The sequence below is a fragment of the Agrobacterium larrymoorei genome (genome assembly GCF_037722385.1).
Classification (GTDB): Bacteria; Pseudomonadota; Alphaproteobacteria; order Rhizobiales; family Rhizobiaceae; genus Agrobacterium; species Agrobacterium larrymoorei_C.
On the sequence record NZ_JBBKAQ010000003.1, the window covers coordinates 416,061 to 435,269 of the forward strand.

The window sequence follows — 19,209 nt, forward strand, 5'->3', positions numbered from 1 at the left end:
GCAAAAGAACCGGCATCAATTCTCTTATATCTGGAGATAAGAAGGGCCGCGATATCGCCACGGCCCCTCATCATCAGTGCAAGGATGCACTTGCCGCCAGCCGCTCTCCCTTGTCATGGAGCGCAAACCTGTCGACCATCTCGGCGCTTGCCTTGTTGAAGCCCATGACTTCGACCTGGACGCCAGCATTGCGATACTTCAAGACCGCCTTGTCCAGAGCACCGACTGCGGTGATATCCCAGAGATGCGCGGCCGAAACGTCGATGATGATCTTGTCCGCCGTCTCGGAAAAATTGAAGGCATGAATGAAGTTTTCTGCCGAGGCAAAGAATATCTGGCCCTCCACGAGATAGGTCACCGTCTTGGTGCTCATGTCTTCGCTTCGCGTCACGCGAAAAAGCTTGGAGACCTTGCCTGCGAAGAAAATCCCCGACAACAGCACGCCGACGATAACGCCCTTGGCAAGATCGTGCGTTGCGACGACGGTGACGACCGTGGCCAGCATAACGACGGAAGATGGCAGCGGATTGCGTCTGAGGTCGAGGATCGAGCGCCAGGAAAAGGTACCGATCGATACCATGATCATCACCGCCACAAGTGCGGCCATCGGAATGATGCGAACGAGGTCGTCCAGTACGACGATAAGGAAAAGCAAAAATGCACCGGCGACGAAGGTCGAGAGCCGGCCGCGTCCACCGGACGTCACATTGATCACCGACTGGCCGATCATGGCGCAGCCACCCATGCCGCCGATAAGCGCTGAGGCGATGTTACCCGCACCCTGGCCAACGCACTCCTGGCTCTTGTTGCTCGGCGTATCCGTCATGTCGTCGACGATCTGAGCCGTGAGTAGGGATTCAAGCAGGCCGACGGCGGCAAGCGTGATGGAATAGGGGAAGATGATCTGCAGCGTTTCCCAGGTTAGCGGGACTTGCGGAATCATCAGTACAGGAAAGCTCGACGGTAGCTCGCCGAGGTCGCCCACCGTGCGTAGCTCCATCCCCGTCCACCATGCGACAAGGGTCAGGACGGCTATGGCAACCAGCGGCGAGGGGACCGCTTTGGTCAGATATGGAAAGAGATAGATGATGGCGAGACCGGCTGCGATCATCACATAGGTCAGTGTTGGCACGCCGATCAGTTCAGGTAACTGCGCCATGAAGATCAGTATGGCGAGTGCGTTGACGAAGCCGGTAATCACCGAGCGGGAGACGAAGCGCATGACGCGTCCCACTTTCAGCCAGCCCGCGACAATCTGGATGAGGCCCATCAGGACCGTAGCGGCAAAGAGATACTGCAGGCCGTGCTCTTTGACGAGCGAGACCATAACCACGGCTGTCGCAGCCGTTGCCGCGGAGATCATGGCGGGACGGCCGCCGATGAAAGCTGCAACGCAGGCAATCGCAAACGAGGCATAGAGCCCGACTTTGGGATCGACGCCGGCGATGACGGAAAAGCCGATTGCTTCCGGGATCAGCGCAAGTGCGACGACAACGCCGGAAAGCACGTCTCCACGAATATTGGAGAACCACTCCCGACGGTAGTGTGAAAAAGTTTGCATGGATGAGTTACCACAGTTGATGCAACGGGCCGAGCAGAACTCGGTCCTCAAAAAGATGAAACAGGTTGCGTTGCTGTGTTGTCTGGCGGATCGGCGGCCAGAAGAGCCACCCGGATTTTCACCGGGTCCATGTGGATGATTGTTCTATAATCGAGATATCGGCATGCTTCAACCAGCATCGTTTTGCTGAGGAGCTGTGAGGCAGCCCCGGTTATCTTAACGAAATGTTACCTGGGATGAGCGTTTTTAACGCATCCCTCCAATTCCGTGATAACCGAATTTCTTAAACGAAAAGAGTATCTTATCGTCTAAAACTTGTTGTCAGGGAGGCCACTTGATGGCAGGCGCTGGGGAGCGTGATGATGAAGTGCTTTTTTGTAGTTTTGATCCTGACCGGAACGGTTTTCACACCAGCAGAGGCTAAGGCGCCTTACATGTTCGGCGCCTCGCTCACGCACCTGCACTGGGACAAGTAGGTCGCTCAGTCGTTTCCAGCGGCATCGCTTAACGCGTCAAGATCGGGCACGGTAATATGCCGGTTGTTTTCGATCCGAATGATGCCCTCTTTTTTCAGCTTGGTCATTTGACGGCTGACGGTTTCGATCGTCAAACCGAGAAAATCGGCAATGTCAGCACGTGACAGAGGCAGGTCGAAAGAGGACGCGTCACCCTTCTCGGGATCGATGTGCGTGGCGATCAGATGCAGGAAGCTCGCTACTTTTTCTTGGGCGGACTTGCGGCCGAGCGTCAGCATCCAGTCCCGTGCTTCGTCCAGCTCCTTCAGCGATTGACCGTGAAGCTTGCGCTCCATGTTCGGCACTTCGCTGATCATCCGGTCCACGACGCGCCGTGGAAACAGGCAAATCTCCACATCGGTAGCGGCCTCAGCCGTCATGCTGCTTTCGGCATTGAAAGGGCGCCCAAGGAAATCCGGCGCGAATTGCAGGCCAACGATTTGCTGACGACCATCCGACATCATTTTCGATAGTTTGATGACGCCGTTGAGAATATTGGCGTAGTAGGGCACAAGCTCGCCCTGACCGAGCAGCTCGTTGCCGGTCTCGAACTTTTTTCGGCTGGACTGGCGGTTGAGCTCCAGAAGCTGCGACGGGGTGAGGACACCGCAGAGGCCACCATGGCGCGCCTCGCAAGACCGGCACACCACGGGCATGTCCGAATTGTGGATAGTTCTCTGCAGCGTGTCCATCGCATCACGTCCAAGTCGAACGGGTAAGACCGCAACACGATCTCCAAAATCCCGCTACCTTAAGCCCCCGAAGCGCATGTCCCCACACCGCTTCTGATCTGTTTGTTTATTAGTTAATTTGATCGAAGTCAAAGTTGCAAACTGTCGCAGCCTGTATCCCTAAGTCGCAGAATTGATACATGTCAGGAAGCGATCGCGATGGCTGAGCATTTGTTGAAGAAATATTCGGCGGCCGTTCCCCGCTACACCAGCTATCCAACAGCGCCACACTTCCACGAGGGCATCGGTGCTGGCGAGTATGCGGCTTGGCTGCGCGCTCTTAACCAGCAACATCGCCTGTCCCTCTACATCCATATTCCCTATTGTGACCGGCTCTGTTGGTTCTGTGCATGCCACACCAAACACACGCTTCGCTACGAGCCGATCGCCGCCTATCTGAAGGCACTCCATGGAGAGATCGACGCAGTCGGCCGACTTGTTTCGCGCCATGCAAAAGTCACTGCCGTGCATTTCGGTGGGGGCTCGCCGACCATGGTGAAACCGGAAGACCTGATCGCCCTGATGGACCACATCCGCTCGACATTTTCCGTATCGGACGATGCTGAGATCAGCGTGGAGATGGACCCGAACGATCTTGATGAGGGGCGCTATGATGCCTTGGCGGCAATCGGGATGACGCGAGCAAGCCTCGGCGTGCAGGATTTTGATCCGAAGGTGCAAAACACGATCAATCGCATACAGACCTTCGAGCAAACGAAATCCGTCGTCGATGCGGTGAGGGCGCGTGGTGTCCATTCCGTCAATTGCGACGTGCTCTACGGCCTTCCTTATCAAACGCTGGAGACGCTTCGCGATACCATCGACAAGATCCTGTCCTTGAACCCGGACCGTGTGGCCCTCTTCGGATACGCGCATGTGCCATGGATGAAGAAGCACCAGACGATGATCCCAGAAGAGGCGCTGCCGGATGCGATCGCGCGCTACAGGCAGATGACGACCGCAGCCGAAATGTTGGTGGAGGCGGGTTACGAGGCGGTCGGAATTGATCACTTCGCCAAGCCGGGAGACACTCTGGCAAGCGCGATGAAAGAGGGAGAACTTCGCCGCAACTTTCAAGGCTATACTGACGACAGCGCCGACGCCGTGATCGGGCTCGGCGCATCTTCCATCGGCAAGTTGCCGCAAGGCTATGTGCAGAACATCGTTGCAACCGGCGAATATGAGCGCATGGCCGAAACCGATGGTCTTTGCACCGCCCGCGGCATCGCGCTTTCCGTCGAAGACCGTGTGAGGGCCTACGTGATCGAGAGGATCATGTGCGATTTTTCGCTCGATCTGTCGGCATTGACCGCGCTTTATGGCAATGCCTCTCTGACAGCGGTCGAAGAAGCAAGGCATTTCGCGCAGACAGATTGCGATGGACTCGTTCATCTTAAGGCGGATCATTTCGCCTTGACGGACACAGGCAAGCCTTTTGCTCGCAGCATTGCCGCTAGGTTCGACACCTACCTCTCCAACGGGCGAGGGCGCCATTCTCTGGCCGTTTGACTGTAGGGCGTGCGCAACACACATCGCCCAAAATAGACCGAAGCATCACGAAAGCATTGGCTTTTTGATACAACTTCCCTATGTGGTGCGTCAGAAGAGACCTTTATAATTAAGAACACAAAGGATTACGGGCGTGACAGCTACATTCGATAAGGTTGCCGACATCATCGCTGACACCAGCGAAATCGATCGCGAAACCATTACGCCGGAAAGCCACACGATCGACGACCTCGGCATCGACAGCCTCGACTTCCTCGATATCGTTTTCGCCATCGATAAGGAATTCGGTATCAAGATCCCGCTCGAGCAGTGGACGCAGGAAGTCAATGAAGGCAAGGTTTCGACCGAAGAATACTTCGTTCTGAAGAACCTCTGCGCCAAGATTGACGAGCTCAAGGCAGCCAAGGGCTGATTCTGTCTTCCGCTTCTGCGGGTTCCAGGCAATGGAACCCGTATGACGCTTTAAACAGAGCTTGATCCTCGGCACGCTTCGAGGATCTCTGCCCATGAGACGGTGTCTTGGGGCAAACCATTCTGTCTCATTCAACGGACAAAAGATGCTTCTCGAATATTTCCAGATGGTGGACCGAATCGAGTCTATCGAAAGATCAGCCCGCATCTTGAAGGCGCGATCGGTCGTGCCGGACAAGAGCCCGGTTTTCGAGGGACATTTTCCTGGCATGCCGCTGGTTCCAGGCGTACTTTTGATCGAAACCATGGCCCAGACATCCGGGATGCTGGTTCTCGCCATGACTGATTTCGCCGCCATGCCGTTCCTGATGTCGGTCGATAGTGCCAAGATGCGCACCTTCGTCGAACCCAATGCCGAACTCGATATCGAAGCCTATCTGGAACATGACGGATCGGGCTTTGCGGTTACGAAGGCGAAGATCACCTCGGGCGGAAAGAAAGTCTGCGACGCGCAGCTGAAGCTTCGCACCATGCCGTTTTCCGAAATTCCGCTCGCGCCGATCATCAAGAAGCGCGCTGAGGAAGTGGGCCTGATGGCGGCCATTGCCGCCGACACTTCCGCCTGATCAAAAACGCTGTCTTCGCGTTTAAAATGCTGAAAAGTCACGCACTGCGAGAGGTCATTTGGCCTTCGCCATTGCAAAGCTGCATCGCGCGCATTATTCCGCATGGCAAGTGCGGCTTCTCTGCCGCTTGTGAGGCTCGCCCGAGACTGCGTCTCGGAAAAGCGACGAAGGATCACGGATGATGAAGTCTGACAATGATGTGGTGATTACCGGGGTCGGTATCGTGACCTGTCACGGCGTCGGTAAAGATGCCCATATTGCGCTGCTCTCCAGCACCACGACGCCTGAGGCGATCGTTGAAACGGAAAAGTTTGCTCCTTATCCCATTCATCCATTACCGGAGATCGACTGGTCCGCTCAAATTGGGCGCAAGGATCAGCGCCAGATGGAAAACTGGCAGCGCCTCGGCGTGTTTGCCGCCGGTCTTGCTCTCGACGATGCTAGCTTGAAGGAAGACGCTGAAGCCTGCGGCACGATGGACATGATCGTTGCAGCCGGAGGCGGAGAGCGCGACATCAATGTCGATACGCTGATTGTCGATGAAGGCCTGAAGCGCAACGACCGCGAAGTCATGCTCAATGAAAAGCTGACGACAGAACTTCGTCCGACGCTGTTTCTCGCCCAGCTTTCCAATCTGATGGCTGGCAATATTTCGATCGTTCACAAGGTCACGGGCTCTTCACGCACCTTCATGGGTGAAGAGGGGGCAGGCATCTCAGCCGTCGAGACCGCTTTCTACCGAATTCGCTCAGGCGAATCGAGCCATGCGCTGGTCGGTGGTGCTTTCGCCGCCGAGCGTCCCGATATGACGCTGCTGTTCGAAGCGGTTGGCGCGCATGCTCAAGGCGACTGGCAGCCGCTGTGGTCGCGCATGGAAGGCGAGGGAGGTGGCATGATTACCGGCTCTGTCGGCGCGTTTCTTGTGCTGGAATCGCGCAAGCGCGCTGAAGCGCGTGGGGCGAAGATTTACGCACGCATCGACGCGATCGAAGGCGATCGCGGCAATCGTGATGAAGGCAAGCTTGAGACGCGTCTTGGACGCCTGCTTGCACCCGCAAAGGATGCGGCAGACACAGTGGTGTTTTCCGGCGCCAGCGGCTATGACGGCCTGACAGCCCGCGAAAAGGACATCCTCGAAAAGACCCTGCCGCATGCTGCCATTCGCGGCTTCGGTGGTGTCACCGGCCATGGACTGGAAGCGCAGTTTCCGCTTGGTCTGGCGCTTGCCGCCCTTGCGCTCGAGAGCGGCGCGAAGGTCCCACCTTTCGACAGTGCGGCAGAAAAGCCGATGGCGGCTTCCGCAACCGAAGCGGTCGTGACCACGGTTGGCCATGTGCGCGGTGAAGGTGTTGCCGTTCTTTCTAAAGACGCTTGAGGAGTTAAGACCATGGCATCCAGCACTTTCAAGGATCACCTTGGCCGTCCCATCGTTGCCGTCACCGGCATGGGCATCATCACCTCCTTGGGGCAGGGACTTTCAGATAACTGGTCGGCTCTGACGTCCGGCAAATCTGGCATCCACAAGATCACCCGCTTTCCGACAGACAACCTCTCCACCAAGATTTGTGGCACGGTCGATTTCATCGATATCCCTGCACCCAATTCCGTCGAGCGGTCCTTCGCTTTCGCGCGCGAAACCACGATCGAAGCTTTGGCACAGGCCGGACTATCCGGCGATTTCAACGGACCGCTGTTTCTTGCGGCACCGCCGATCGAACCGGAATGGAGCGCCCGCTTCGAGCTTGCCGACCGTTCGCCGCCTGCCGCAAAACCGGGCGACGCCTATGATCGCTTCATGTCCGCTCTTCGTGAGCGTCCCGATCCGGCCTTCCAGGAAGCCGCATTGTTCGGTGCGATTTCGGAGCGGCTGTCCGATCAGTTCGGCACACGTGGCCTTCCGGTCACGCTGTCGACGGCCTGCGCTTCCGGCGCAACAGCTATCCAGCTCGGCGTCGAAGCCATCCGCCAGGGGCGCACGGATCGCGCGCTGACGGTTGCAACGGACGGATCGGTCAGCGCGGAAGCGCTGATCCGCTTCTCGCTTCTGTCGGCCTTGTCGACGCAGAACGATCCACCGGAAAAAGCGTCTAAGCCTTTCAGCAAGGATCGCGATGGTTTCGTCATTGCCGAAGGTGCTGCGACGCTGGTTCTGGAATCGCTTGAAGCGGCGGTAGCGCGGGGCGCAAAGGTTCTCGGCATCATCAAGGGTGCCGGCGAGAAGGCAGACAGCTTCCACCGCACGCGCTCCTCGCCAGATGGCGGTCCTGCGATTGCGACGATCCGTGCAGCACTTTCCGATGCCGGCTTCTCCGAAAGCGATATCGGCTACGTCAATGCCCATGGCACCTCCACGCCGGAAAACGACAAGATGGAGTATAGCTCCATGCTTGCAGTCTTCGGTGACGGTTTGAAGTCGATCCCGGTCTCCTCCAACAAGTCGATGATCGGCCACACGCTGACGGCAGCAGGAGCGGTCGAGGCCGTGTTCTCCTTGCAGACCATGCTGACCGGCACACTTCCGCCAACCATCAATTACAACAATCCTGATCCGACGATTGCGCTGGACGTGGTGCCGAATGTGAAGCGGGATGCTCAGGTGAGTGCCGTGCTGTCCAACTCCTTTGGCTTCGGTGGCCAGAACGCAAGCCTTGTCATGACGCGGGAACCGGCTTAATCGGTTCCCCAACGTATCGGCCCTAACGCGTCCGATGCACTTGTAAACAAAGGAGAGCCGCCTTTGCGTGTCCATGCGGGCGAGCGGCGCTCTCGATCGAAAACGCTTTAACGCCTTCGGGCGAAGGACTTCTATTATGCGCGCTCTTCAACTCGTCGACGACCGTAAGCTCGAAAAGGTGGATCTGCCGGAGCCGGAAGCGCCGGCACCCGGTGAGGTCACGCTGCGGGTCAAGGCGGTCGCGCTGAACCACATCGACGTCTGGGGCTGGCGCGGCATGGCCTTTGCCAAGCGCAAGATGCCCTTGACGATTGGTGCAGAAGCCTCGGGCGTGGTGGAGGCCATCGGTCCTGGCGTCTCCAATGTTCTTCCCGGCCAGCTGGTCTCCATTTACGGCGCGCGCATCTGTGGTCGTTGCCATCACTGCGTCGCGGGTCGTGACAACCTGTGTGAAAATGTCGGCGGCGTCCACGGTTTCCACCTCGATGGCTTTGCGCAGGAAAAGATCAACATCCCCGCCCGTCAGCTGGTTCTGGCTCCGCCTGGCGTCGATGCTGTGGCAGCCGCGCTTGCACCGGTGACCTTCGGTACCGTAGAGCACATGCTGTTCGACAATGCCAAGCTCCAGCCCGGTGAAACGATCCTCGTTCATGCCGGTGGCTCTGGCATTGGCACGGCGGCCATTCAGCTGGCGAAGAAGATGGGCTGCACAGTGATCACCACGGTCGGTTCGGACGACAAGATCGAACGCGCTAAAGCGTTGGGTGCCGATCATGTCATCAACTACCGCGTGGATCGATTCGAAGGTGTCGTGCGCAAGCTGACCAAGAAGAAGGGCGTCGACGTCGTCTTCGAGCACGTCGGGAAGGATACCTGGGCAGGCTCCATGTTCTCGCTGAAGCGCGGTGGTCGTCTCGTCACCTGTGGCTCGACCTCGGGCGTCTCGACCGAAATCAACCTGATGATGCTCTTCCAGCAGCAGCTCAAGCTGCTTGGTTCTTTTGGTTGCCGCATGCAGAACATGGCCGATGCCATGCAGAAAATGGCGCGTGGCCTTGTACATCCGGTAATCGATACCGAAGTAACCTTCGACGATATCGACATGGCTCTGGAACGCATGGAGACCCGTCAGGTCTTCGGTAAGATCGTTCTGCGGATGGATTGATCAGTGAAGCTTTTTATAACGCGCATTGTTCTGGCGCTTGAGAACTTTCGCCAGTGGCTGAACGCGACCATCGCGTTCGGCTTTTTGAACATGCTGAAGCTCTTGCCGGCCGATCCCGCCATTCACTTTGCCGATCGCATTGCGCGTAAACTTGGGCCTAAGACGCCACGCCACAAGCTGATGCTCTTCAACCTCGCTCGCGCCTATCCGGAGAAGACCGAAGAAGAGCGTCTGGACATCGCGCTCGACAGCTGGGGGAATATGGGGCGGCTCGCAGCCGAATATGTCTTTCTTGACCGACTATTCGATTACGACCCGGAGCAGACCAAGCCCGGCCGAATCGAGGTTGTCGGCATCGACAACTTTCTTGAGCTGCGGGACAATCCACGCCCATTCATCGTCTTCACGGCCCATACCGGAAATTTTGAGCTTCTACCTGTCGCCGGATCAGCCTTCGGCCTTGACGTGACTGTGCTCTTCCGTCCTCCGAACAATCCTTACGTGGCAGAGAAAATCTTCAATTTCCGTAAGGAGCGGATGGGCAAGCTCGTTCCTTCGCATGCAGGCTCATCCTTCGCGTTGGCGAGGCAGCTGGAGCGAGGGGCGGGCGTTGGCGTGCTCGTTGATCAGAAGTTTCGCAAAGGTCTTCCCACCCAGTTTTTCGGACATAATGTTCAGACGAATCCGCTACTTGCCAAGCTGGTGCGCCAGTTCGGCTGCGATGTCTATCCGGCGCGATGCATCCGCCTGCCGGATAATCGCTACCGTCTGGAAATCGAGCCCAAAGTCGAAATACCGCTCAACGAAAAGGGCAGCGTTGACATTCAGAAGACCGCACAGCTTCTGAACGATAAGGTCGAAAGCTGGGTGCGTGAATACCCGGGTCAGTGGTTGTGGTACCACGATCGCTGGCACATCAAGGAACAGGTCAAGACGGCGGATTGAAAGTCGGTCGATCCTTTTCAATAATGCTGTCTACCACTTGGGGTATTACTAGACCACATGAGGCAGAGAGATTTTGCTCTGCGCTGCTTTAGCCGGCGTGCTTCAAGATAATACGTGCTTATTCTTCCTTACTATTTCTCGGATTTGTAATGACACCGCCGATTGTGATATGGGTGAATGTGCTGGTGTGGTGATCTTGCAACTCCTTACATCATGCTTTACGGGCACATCGTGCAGATAATCGCGTGTGCGCCCGGAGAGGATTGGGCAGCTTGAATGCCTGCGTCTCGGGAGTGTTGAGTTGAAGAGAAAAATCGAATTATTCTGGCAGCGTTATGCGGAGCTGAAAAGCGCAGTTCTTCGCAATGAAGCGCCCAAGGTCGCCGCGCTCGACAAAGAGCTGGAAACTCTGCTCGATAATATAATCGGCAGAAAGAACGCTTCGTCGTCGGAAATTCTAGAACAGTTTCGTTTCGCTATCGATCTTCTGAACGAAGAGGCGGAAGACATCGGTTGCGTTCAGCGCAATGCCGACGTTCTTCGCAAGCTTGTCGATCGTTATATCGGCGCGGGTCTTCCGCGCGATGGCAGCACGCCGGATGACGAAGATGCGCCATGGAGCCCCTACATCATTCTGGATGAAGATCGATTGGAAGACCTGGACGATCGTGTCGTTGTTGTCTCTCCTGGCTACCGCATCAACTACACTAATTCCGCCAACGCAGCGTCGCTGCAATCGGATCGCAGTGAAATCATCGGCAAACACATTGCCGAGCTGGTCGGCATCCACCACTTCCAGCAGGCGTTTCGTGAGAAGCTCGATGCGTGCTTCAAGGGTGAGGCTGAGAAGTACACCTATGCCGAGGACGCACTTGGGCATACAGTGGTCAAGTCCTTCGAGATGTCCCCCTGCTATTCGCCTTCCTACAAGCTTGTTGGCGCCATTGTGGTGGTCAAGGAGCTGGAAGATCGCCGCACGCGCGTGGTCGCGTAAGCCAGCATCGGTCGCGGCCATTCCCCGATGGCAGTCGGGGCTTCGCTTTTCATGAAAATACTACTATAAATGGTATATTGACGACGGCGATGCGGGTAGTATTGCTGTGGCGGATTGGTACGGCCAAACTTGCGGTCGGAGAGTATTTCCGAGTTATTCGCAGTGAACGTGGATGGACACTTTGCTCCAGGATTTTTTTCAGGCCTTTGCGATCAAAAGCCTGCAGTTGCAGCAGGCTATCAACCGGGGTGAGGACACGCTTGTCCAATCTTTTGACAGAGAGATTCAGGCGATCGTCAACGACATTCTGGCTCATCAAGCGTCCAGTCAGGATGAGCTCTACAGACAATTCCAGTTTCTGTGCACGCTCGTGCGTGACGAAGCTGACGATAGGTTGGCGGTTGTGCGCCGAAGCGTGATGATGTCTGGGCTGATTGACCGGTACTTCCGAGATCATTCAGATCAATTCGGCGCAGACGTTTTTTCTGCAATCACTCAGCCACCCAAGGTTTTAGCGCCTGCATTTTATGAGCAGCCGCTGTTCAACGACGCGATTCTCGACAGTCTCGACGACCACATTATCGTTGTCACCAGCGATTACCGCTATCTCTATACCAATCATGCCTATGCCAAAATGAAGAACCGGACGAGGCTGTCGCTCATCGGCTGCCACGTCACCGAGTTTACTGGTGAAGACGGCTTCTACTTGCAGGCAAAGCCCGCCTTGGATCGTTGCTTTGCCGGGGAGAAGGTTGGCTATATTCATCACGCTTACCAGGACGGGCAGCGGTTTTCCACGCGATGCCGGATGACGCCGTTGCGTGCATCTAACAATCACGTCATGGGCGCGGTTGTGGTGCTGACCAACATGGATGAAATGGCGACACTTGAGTGCGGCTAGGAAAAAGTTTCGAGTTTTCGCTTGATCTGAAGATCAAGCGCCGCTGAGCTTGCCGAAGATCCAGCCGAGAGAGTAGGGCGCACTCGTATCTAGAATAAGTCTGGCTGCCATGGCGAGGCAGGAGATGACCAGGAGCGGGCGAATGATCTTTGCGCCGTTCTTCATCGCCAATCCGGATCCGATCTGGGCGCCGAGAAACTGCCCAAGGCCCATCACCAGCCCAAGCTTCCAAAGAGTTGCACCGTTGAATGTGAACACGATGAAGGCGCCGATATTCGAGCCGAAGTTCAAAAGCTTCGTGTGGGCGGTCGCTTTCAACATGCCGAAGCCGGCGAGGCCGACGAAAGCGAGCATGTAGAACGAGCCGGCACCAGGGCCGAAGATGCCGTCGTAAAAGCCGATCAACGGCACGACAGTCACGCCGAACAGAAATGGGGTGATGCGGCGATGGCTGTCGATATCGCTCAGATTCGGCTTGAAGGCGAAGTAGATGGCAATCGCAACGAGCAGAAATGGCATGATGGCCCTGAGTATATCGGCCGGAACGAAGGACGCGATAAACGCCCCGGCCATTCCGCCGATCAGCGCCATAACGGCCATCGGAAGCTGTTGTCTTAGATTGACATGGCCCTTGCGGGCATAGGCGATCGTTGCGGAAGCCGAGCCGAACTGGGCCTGCAACTTGTTGGTCCCCAGTGCCTCCAGTGGCGGTATGCCCATGATCAGCATGGCCGGCAGCACGATCAATCCTCCGCCTCCGGCAATCGAATCGACGAAGCCGGCAAAGACGGCGACAAAGAACAGAACGATGAAAAGCTGGAGGGCGACGTCTTGCACTGGGAGGCATCCGGAATGTTTTGCTGGCCGCTTGTGGCACTGAATGCCTTGTCCCGCAACCGCTTTTGCAGGTGGCGCTAATGGACGGACGGAAAAGATTGCGCAGTCCGCACAGGAGGTTATTGTGCGCCGAACGCAGCTGCAAAGCAGGCCACCGAATTTAAATGAGGGACATATGCAGAAGGTAATTTTCGACACAGATCCGGGTATTGATGATGCAATGGCGCTGCTTTTTCTGCATCGTCACCCTGACATCGATCTCATCGGGGTCACGACCGTTTTTGGCAACGCGCCAATCGAGATTACCACCCGCAATGCGCAGTTCCTGAAGCAGCAATGGATGATCGATGCACCGGTTGCCAAAGGCGCCGGCAAGACATTCGATCCATCGCGTGCCGAGGGTCATTTCCCAACCTTTATTCATGGCGATGATGGGCTTGGAAATATTGGCGTCCCGGAAACGGTGGATGTGCCGCTCGATCCCCGCGCAGCCCACCAATTCATCATCGATACCGTCAAGGCAAATCCCGGCGAAGTGACGTTGATTGCCGTTGGTCGCATGACCAATCTGGCGCTCGCTCTGAAGACCGATCCCGATTTCGCGGCTCTGGTGAAGGAGGTCATCATCATGGGTGGGGCCTTCGATATCAACGGCAATGTCAGCCCTGCAGCGGAGGCGAACATTCACGGCGATCCCGAAGCGGCCGATGTCGTTTTCACCGCGCCGTGGCCGGTCACCGTCATCGGTCTGGACGTCACCACGAAAACGGTCATGACCTCCGGTTTTCTGGCGGATATGGTCAAGGAAAATGGCGCGGCCGTTCAGCTTCTGTCCGACCTCTCGCAGTTCTACATCAGCTTTTACAACATGCGCACAGGCGACGGCATGGTCGTCCACGATTCTTGTGCCTGCGTCTATCTGACGAACCCCGAACTTTTCGAAACGCGAACCGGCGCGATCCGCGTCGTTTGCGGCGGTCTCGCCGACGGCCAGACAATTCAGAAGCCGGATGGTGTTACCTTCCCGCCGGGCAATTGGGATGGCCATCCTAGCCAGAAGATTTGCACGAAGATCGAGGCAGATCGTGTGCTTTCGGTCATCCGCTCCGCAATTGTGCGTGGCGAACGTGGCTGATTGAGGGGAGCCGCCGTTCGCGCGGCGGCTTTGCCTTGCATTTTACAAGAATCTGGCGTTATGCAGGCACGATCTGCACAAGTAGATGTCGCGACGCTCGATCGGGCAAAGCGTCGGTAACAGCGTGGCGTTTCGGGAAAACCAATTCGTGTTTTCCACCGCTTGCGCTACAATGAACAGCACAGGTCCGATTTGTTCGTGTGGGGCTTATGTTTCAAACCAAAAAACGAACGCTAGTGTGGACCGGATAAGCCGGTCCATTTCCATGAGGAAAGAGATGGAAGAGTTTCACAAGGTCAAGCGTCTGCCGCAATACGTCTTCGAACAGGTCAACCGTTTGAAAGCGAGCGCGCGAGCGGGTGGCGCGGATATTATTGACCTTGGCATGGGCAATCCAGATCTGCCGACACCGAAGGCAATCGTCGACAAGCTTTGCGAAGTCGTTCAGGACCCGCGCACCCATCGCTACTCGTCCTCTAAAGGCATTCCAGGCCTTCGCCGCGCCCAGGCCGCTTATTACGCGCGCCGCTTTGGTGTGAAGCTGAACCCTGATACCCAAGTTGTCGCAACGCTGGGCTCAAAGGAAGGTTTCGCCAACATGGCGCAGGCGATCACCGCGCCCGGCGACGTGATCCTTTGTCCGAACCCGACCTATCCGATCCATGCCTTCGGCTTCCTGATGGCAGGTGGCGTCATCCGTTCGATGAATGTCGAGCCGGATGAAACCTTCTTCGGTCCGCTTGAGCGCGCTGTGCGCCATTCGATCCCGAAGCCTCTGGCCCTGATCATCAACTATCCATCCAATCCGACCGCTCACGTGGCGTCTTTGGATTTCTACAAGGACGTGATCGCGTTTGCGAAGAAGCACGACCTGATCGTGCTGTCCGACCTTGCCTATTCGGAAATCTACTTCGACGAGAAGAACCCGCCGCCATCCGTTCTGGAAGTACCGGGCGCCATGGATGTATCGGTGGAATTCACCTCCATGTCGAAGACCTTCTCCATGCCCGGTTGGCGCATGGGCTTTGCAGTCGGCAACGAACGTCTGATCGCTGCACTGACACGCGTGAAGTCCTATCTCGATTACGGTGCATTTACGCCAATCCAGGTTGCAGCCACGCACGCTCTGAACGGCGATGGCTCCGATATCGCCGAAGTGCGTAACGTCTATCGCCGCCGTCGCGACGTCATGGTCGATACATTCGGCAAGGCCGGTTTCGAAGTTCCGCCACCGGCTGCCACCATGTTCGCCTGGGCAAAAATTCCAGAAAAATTCCGCCACCTCGGTTCGCTTGAATTTTCCAAGCTCTTGATCGAGAAGGCCGATATCGCGGTCGCTCCGGGGGTCGGCTTCGGCGAAATGGGCGACGATTACGTTCGCCTCGCGCTCGTGGAGAATGAGCACAGGATTCGTCAGGCCGCGCGCAATCTCAAGCGCTTCCTGTCGACAGCGGACGACACGCTTCACAACGTCGTCTCGCTCAACGCCCACAGATAAGGGCAACCCGCCAAGGTGGCCGGTTCCGGCCACCTCTTTCATTAAAGCAAATCAGGAATATACCCATGGCAGATTCATTGAGAATCGGCATAGCGGGACTCGGCACTGTCGGCTCTTCGCTCGTGCGCATCCTCCAGCAGAGAAGCAACGAACTTGCGATTACCTGCGGACGCGCAATTGAGATTATTGCTGTGTCGGCACGCGATCGCTCGCGTGACCGCGGCCTTGATCTCTCGGGTATTACCTGGTTCGACACACCGGAAGACATGGCGCAAAAGGCCGATATCGATGTCTTCGTCGAACTCGTCGGCGGCGCATCTGGTGCGGCAGAAAAGGCTGTTCGCGCCGCTCTCTCTCGTGGTCTCCATGTGGTGACGGCAAACAAGGCGCTGCTGGCAAAGCACGGCGTGGAACTGGCAAAGATGGCGGAAGAGAAGGGCGCCCTGCTTAACTTCGAAGCGGCCGTTGCTGGCGGTATTCCGATCATCAAGGCGCTGCGTGAATCGCTGACGGGCAACCATGTGTCACGCATCTACGGCATCATGAACGGCACGTGCAATTACATCCTGACCAAGATGGAAAAGGAAGGTCTGTCCTTTGAAGCCTGCCTCAAGGAAGCGCAGCGTCTCGGCTACGCGGAGGCCGATCCGGCTTTCGATATCGAGGGTAACGATACGGCTCATAAGCTTGCGATCCTGACGACGCTCGCTTTCGGCTCCAAGATTGCCGCCGACGACATCTATCTTGAAGGCATCACCAATATCTCCATCGAAGATATTCAAGCTGCTGCCGACCTCGGCTATCGCATCAAGCTTCTCGGTGTCGCCCAACTGACCGAGTCCGGCATCGAGCAACGTGTCCACCCGACCATGGTGCCGCTCGATTCCGTTATCGCGCAGGTCGATGGGGTGACCAATGCGGTCGCGGTGGAATCGGATATTCTCGGTGAATTGCTGATGGTTGGCCCTGGTGCCGGCGGCAACGCCACGGCGTCTGCGGTGCTGGGCGATGTCGCCGATATCGCCAAGAGCCGACCCGGTGCCCAGCAGGTGCCGGTGCTTGGCCGTCCTGCAAAGTCCCTCACGGATTATCGTCGTGCCAAGATGAAGAGCCACGAAGGTGGCTACTTCATCCGCTTGACTGTGAAGGACAAGGCCGGCGTGTTTGCGTCGATAGCGACCCGCATGGCGGAAAACAACATCTCTCTGGAATCAATCGTTCAGCGCTCTCAGGTGCCGATGGAGCAGGGAGCTCAGACCATTATCCTCGTGACGCACGCTACGATGGAAGATGCAATCCGTAAGGCGGTGAAGGCCATCAAGAGCGAGAAATATCTGGTAAGCGAACCGCAGGTCATTCGCATTGAGCGCACATAAGAGATAGCACCGACGGCTTGCGGGCGTCTTCATCCGATAAAACTTGATGGATAAACAGAGCCCGGAGGCAGTTGCGTCCGGGCTTTTCATTTCTTGATATACCGATTTGCACAAGGGGAAACGGTGCATGCTCACGCAGAGAGCGTCCTGATGATCCCAAAGCCCGCATGATCCGATGCGCGTCTCTATACACTCTCAGGTCACGTGGTCTCGACACGCCATTCATGTCGCTTCAGCGTGTGACCTCGAAAAAAAGTCTTGGCGAATGCGTATCGCCAAGAGGCATCCCTGTTGCGAACGGCTGAGGCATAGACCCGAAAATCGGGATCGATCTTTGATAAGCGCTGCGTAGATTCAAAGAGCCAAAGCGTCCTTTGCGTGGGAAAAGGCGCATGGCGCTTTAGATACAAATCACGCGTAGGCCTGAGCTGGGTAGCTCTTTTCTGATGGCGTCGGGTACACCCTGCGGTGGCTTTCCGTGTCATCATCCAAAGCGATGTCCTGGTTCGCGAAGCGATCCTGAGATGCATTGCTTCCTTCAATCAGCGCCATCTGGATGAGATAGGTAAGAAACGTGCTTTCCTTCGGCGTGGCAAGCAAGGCTGCGCGCAAATGGTCCATCACGATATTGGTGTCACTCATAGTCTGCCCTCATGTGTCTTAACGCACTCAAACTAGTGCATCATCGTGATTGCAGCGTGAATCAACCAACGGTATCAAGACTATATAAGATTACGCGGAAATAGTGTCGATCAGTCTGATGCGCCGCATCGTGGTGACGGGATAATCGTCATCGAGGAAACGGGCCGGCGTAAAGTCCGGCTCAAGCAACTGCAACTGGCCGATGGCGCGTTCCGCATGTATCGTCATCCCTTTTTGGATGTACAGGGCGATCAAATAACGCAATGGCGCCCGGAAGGCAGGCCGCAAAATAAGAGCAGCCTCCGCATGACCGATGGCTGCGTCATAGTCGCCGACAGCCGCGGCCGACATGCAGCAGAAGAATTCGACGAAGGCGCGGTGCTCCCCACCGCCCGTCAGTTCCAGAGCTTTTGTTGCCGACCTGCGGCTTGCCCTCAACTTGTCGAGAACAAGTTCTGCATTGGACAGGATCGCCATATTCATCGGGTTCAGCGGATCGAGTTGGGCAGCCCGCTCGGCGAGCTTCAGCGATCCGCGGCTCGATCCTCCGCCAAGATATTCCAGATGCGCCCCTATACTGAGGATGCCCGGGCTGTTTCCATCCTGGCGCAGAGCCTCCTGCACGAGTTCCGTTGAGGTAATCTCGTCGCCGAGGAAGGCAGTACTACGATGTTGGAATTGCGCCATATTGCGAAGAAAGGCCCGCCACGCGACATATTGCGGTCGAGGATCGTGCTCGTACGCATAGCTAAGATGTTTGTCCGCTTCTGAAAGACTTTGACGGTCGAAGCGAAAGATCAGATTGCGAGCATTGCTGGCCAAAAGTGCCGCGCAGTTCGAGATCGCAAGATCGTCCTTCCTCTCACGCAATGTAATGAGGATGGCCTGGACTAAAGTGCCACACAGATGATGCAGGGCCTCTTCAGAAGAACTTGCCAGCTTCTCGATGCGCGACGCGTAAAGCCTGCCGGTCTCTGCGTGGCTGATCGTGAAGCTAATGTGGCTGTGTCGTCCCATCGTTGCGGTTCGGACGGAGACGGAAAGACCACTGATAGGCTGACGCGAGATGCCACGGGCCGCATCCGGGATGTGTGGAAAGATCTGAAAGTCGTCCAGGTCATGAAGAGATGCCGTCGTCAGCGTCATCATGCGGGAGTTGATCAACTCGCTGGCTGACTGAGTGTCGGAATGAAATTGAAAGAAGATTGCTGGCTTCGGTGGCGCAGATGCGTGCGGTGCATCGAAAGCGCCGACGCGCGCCTTCTCGGCAAGCGACGATCGAGTGTCGCGAATCCAGTCCTCGAATTCGGGGTCAGGAATGTCGATGCCAGCAAAGGCGTCCTGTTCATCACCCCAATCACCCAACGACTCGACAAGGCGATAGCTGACCTTGAAACGAGATGGGTCGAGGGCAACCTTTTCGCGGTCGGCCTGCAAGATTTCTTGATAGGGGCCAAACGCTTTTCGAATCTCGACAAGCGTTTGGCGCAGGCTGTCCGAGCCCTTTCTGGCGTCTCGATCACTCCACAACTTGTCCTGCAGCCAGCTCCGGCTTCTGGAATAATGCGGCGCCGTTGCCAGCAAAGCGAGAAGACCGCGAGCCTTGGCTGATCGCGGTGCTCGGTCATTTCCATCCGGATCGCCGATCCGGAGTTGACCAAAGACGTTTAACGACAGCATAGGTGCGCC

At 56.6% G+C, this 19,209-nt stretch carries 17 protein-coding genes and 1 other annotated feature; of the genes, 12 read left to right on the top strand and 5 right to left on the bottom strand.

Annotated elements, in window-relative coordinates; all coding sequences use genetic code 11:
• Positions 1–73 precede the first annotated feature (73 nt).
• A complete protein-coding gene (locus WKI41_RS07350) occupies positions 74–1,561 on the bottom strand; it encodes a SulP family inorganic anion transporter (RefSeq protein WP_340192832.1) in 1,488 nt (495 codons plus the stop codon).
• A gap of 76 nt (positions 1,562–1,637) precedes the next feature.
• Positions 1,638–1,693 (bottom strand) — a sequence feature (sul1 is cis-regulatory element that is thought to sense ions involved in sulfur or methionine metabolism; They are found in Alphaproteobacteria).
• A 349-nt stretch (positions 1,694–2,042) separates the two neighbouring features.
• Positions 2,043–2,768: a transcriptional regulator FnrN gene (gene fnrN / locus WKI41_RS07355; RefSeq protein ID WP_340192833.1), complete on the bottom strand. Its 726-nt coding sequence runs from the start codon at positions 2,766–2,768 to the stop codon at positions 2,043–2,045.
• Positions 2,769–2,966: 198 nt separating this feature from the next.
• Between fnrN and hemN the strand changes: the two genes are divergently transcribed.
• The 9 genes from hemN to WKI41_RS07400 all read left to right on the top strand — a co-directional run bounded on the left by hemN (position 2,967) and on the right by WKI41_RS07400 (position 12,032).
• Positions 2,967–4,316 (top strand): oxygen-independent coproporphyrinogen III oxidase, encoded by a 1,350-nt coding sequence (gene hemN / locus WKI41_RS07360; RefSeq protein WP_340192834.1) that lies wholly within the window; start codon positions 2,967–2,969, stop codon positions 4,314–4,316.
• A 133-nt stretch (positions 4,317–4,449) separates the two neighbouring features.
• The gene (locus WKI41_RS07365) at positions 4,450–4,728 is read left to right on the top strand and encodes an acyl carrier protein (protein WP_027675812.1); all 279 of its coding nucleotides are present in this window, start codon (positions 4,450–4,452) and stop codon (positions 4,726–4,728) included.
• Between the two features lie 145 nt (positions 4,729–4,873).
• Positions 4,874–5,353 (top strand): 3-hydroxyacyl-ACP dehydratase FabZ family protein, encoded by a 480-nt coding sequence (locus tag WKI41_RS07370; protein WP_340192835.1) that lies wholly within the window; start codon positions 4,874–4,876, stop codon positions 5,351–5,353.
• A gap of 178 nt (positions 5,354–5,531) precedes the next feature.
• Positions 5,532–6,728 (top strand): beta-ketoacyl-ACP synthase, encoded by a 1,197-nt coding sequence (locus WKI41_RS07375; RefSeq protein ID WP_340192836.1) that lies wholly within the window; start codon positions 5,532–5,534, stop codon positions 6,726–6,728.
• A gap of 12 nt (positions 6,729–6,740) precedes the next feature.
• Positions 6,741–8,027, top strand: coding sequence for a beta-ketoacyl-ACP synthase (locus tag WKI41_RS07380; protein WP_340192837.1), 1,287 nt, complete (start codon positions 6,741–6,743; stop codon positions 8,025–8,027).
• A gap of 136 nt (positions 8,028–8,163) precedes the next feature.
• A complete protein-coding gene (locus WKI41_RS07385) occupies positions 8,164–9,192 on the top strand; it encodes a zinc-binding dehydrogenase (protein WP_340192838.1) in 1,029 nt (342 codons plus the stop codon).
• Positions 9,193–9,195: 3 nt separating this feature from the next.
• Positions 9,196–10,137: a lipid A biosynthesis lauroyl acyltransferase gene (locus WKI41_RS07390; protein WP_340192839.1), complete on the top strand. Its 942-nt coding sequence runs from the start codon at positions 9,196–9,198 to the stop codon at positions 10,135–10,137.
• 301 nt (positions 10,138–10,438) lie between these two features.
• Entirely contained in the window at positions 10,439–11,131 is a 693-nt protein-coding gene (locus WKI41_RS07395) for a PAS domain-containing protein (RefSeq protein ID WP_340192840.1), read from the top strand.
• 172 nt (positions 11,132–11,303) lie between these two features.
• Entirely contained in the window at positions 11,304–12,032 is a 729-nt protein-coding gene (locus WKI41_RS07400; RefSeq protein WP_340192841.1) for a PAS domain-containing protein, read from the top strand.
• A 33-nt stretch (positions 12,033–12,065) separates the two neighbouring features.
• Here WKI41_RS07400 and WKI41_RS07405 read toward each other — a convergent pair whose 3' ends face one another.
• Entirely contained in the window at positions 12,066–12,869 is an 804-nt protein-coding gene (locus WKI41_RS07405) for a TSUP family transporter (RefSeq protein ID WP_340192842.1), read from the bottom strand.
• A 175-nt stretch (positions 12,870–13,044) separates the two neighbouring features.
• Between WKI41_RS07405 and WKI41_RS07410 the strand changes: the two genes are divergently transcribed.
• From WKI41_RS07410 to WKI41_RS07420, 3 genes are all read left to right on the top strand, one after another.
• Complete coding sequence (locus tag WKI41_RS07410; RefSeq protein WP_340192843.1) at positions 13,045–14,004, top strand: nucleoside hydrolase; 960 nt, start codon at positions 13,045–13,047, stop codon at positions 14,002–14,004.
• Between the two features lie 277 nt (positions 14,005–14,281).
• A complete protein-coding gene (locus WKI41_RS07415; protein ID WP_062425410.1) occupies positions 14,282–15,502 on the top strand; it encodes an LL-diaminopimelate aminotransferase in 1,221 nt (406 codons plus the stop codon).
• A 65-nt stretch (positions 15,503–15,567) separates the two neighbouring features.
• On the top strand, positions 15,568–16,878 hold the full coding sequence (locus tag WKI41_RS07420) for a homoserine dehydrogenase (protein WP_340192845.1): 1,311 nt from the start codon (positions 15,568–15,570) through the stop codon (positions 16,876–16,878).
• A 411-nt stretch (positions 16,879–17,289) separates the two neighbouring features.
• Here WKI41_RS07420 and WKI41_RS07425 read toward each other — a convergent pair whose 3' ends face one another.
• Both WKI41_RS07425 and WKI41_RS07430 read right to left on the bottom strand, forming a co-directional pair.
• Positions 17,290–17,520, bottom strand: coding sequence for a hypothetical protein (locus WKI41_RS07425; protein ID WP_340192846.1), 231 nt, complete (start codon positions 17,518–17,520; stop codon positions 17,290–17,292).
• Positions 17,521–17,610: 90 nt separating this feature from the next.
• Positions 17,611–19,200: a hypothetical protein gene (locus tag WKI41_RS07430; RefSeq protein WP_340192847.1), complete on the bottom strand. Its 1,590-nt coding sequence runs from the start codon at positions 19,198–19,200 to the stop codon at positions 17,611–17,613.
• Positions 19,201–19,209: the final 9 nt, after the last annotated feature.

Coding starts and splice junctions, on each gene's coding strand:
- WKI41_RS07350 (WP_340192832.1), bottom strand. CDS start 1,561: ATGCAAACTTTTTCACACTACCGTCGGGAGTGGTTCTCCAATATTCGT.
- fnrN (WP_340192833.1), bottom strand. CDS start 2,768: ATGGACACGCTGCAGAGAACTATCCACAATTCGGACATGCCCGTGGTG.
- hemN (WP_340192834.1), top strand. CDS start 2,967: ATGGCTGAGCATTTGTTGAAGAAATATTCGGCGGCCGTTCCCCGCTAC.
- WKI41_RS07370 (WP_340192835.1), top strand. CDS start 4,874: ATGCTTCTCGAATATTTCCAGATGGTGGACCGAATCGAGTCTATCGAA.
- WKI41_RS07375 (WP_340192836.1), top strand. CDS start 5,532: ATGATGAAGTCTGACAATGATGTGGTGATTACCGGGGTCGGTATCGTG.
- WKI41_RS07380 (WP_340192837.1), top strand. CDS start 6,741: ATGGCATCCAGCACTTTCAAGGATCACCTTGGCCGTCCCATCGTTGCC.
- WKI41_RS07385 (WP_340192838.1), top strand. CDS start 8,164: ATGCGCGCTCTTCAACTCGTCGACGACCGTAAGCTCGAAAAGGTGGAT.
- WKI41_RS07400 (WP_340192841.1), top strand. CDS start 11,304: ATGGACACTTTGCTCCAGGATTTTTTTCAGGCCTTTGCGATCAAAAGC.
- WKI41_RS07410 (WP_340192843.1), top strand. CDS start 13,045: ATGCAGAAGGTAATTTTCGACACAGATCCGGGTATTGATGATGCAATG.
- WKI41_RS07415 (WP_062425410.1), top strand. CDS start 14,282: ATGGAAGAGTTTCACAAGGTCAAGCGTCTGCCGCAATACGTCTTCGAA.
- WKI41_RS07420 (WP_340192845.1), top strand. CDS start 15,568: ATGGCAGATTCATTGAGAATCGGCATAGCGGGACTCGGCACTGTCGGC.
- WKI41_RS07425 (WP_340192846.1), bottom strand. CDS start 17,520: ATGAGTGACACCAATATCGTGATGGACCATTTGCGCGCAGCCTTGCTT.
- WKI41_RS07430 (WP_340192847.1), bottom strand. CDS start 19,200: ATGCTGTCGTTAAACGTCTTTGGTCAACTCCGGATCGGCGATCCGGAT.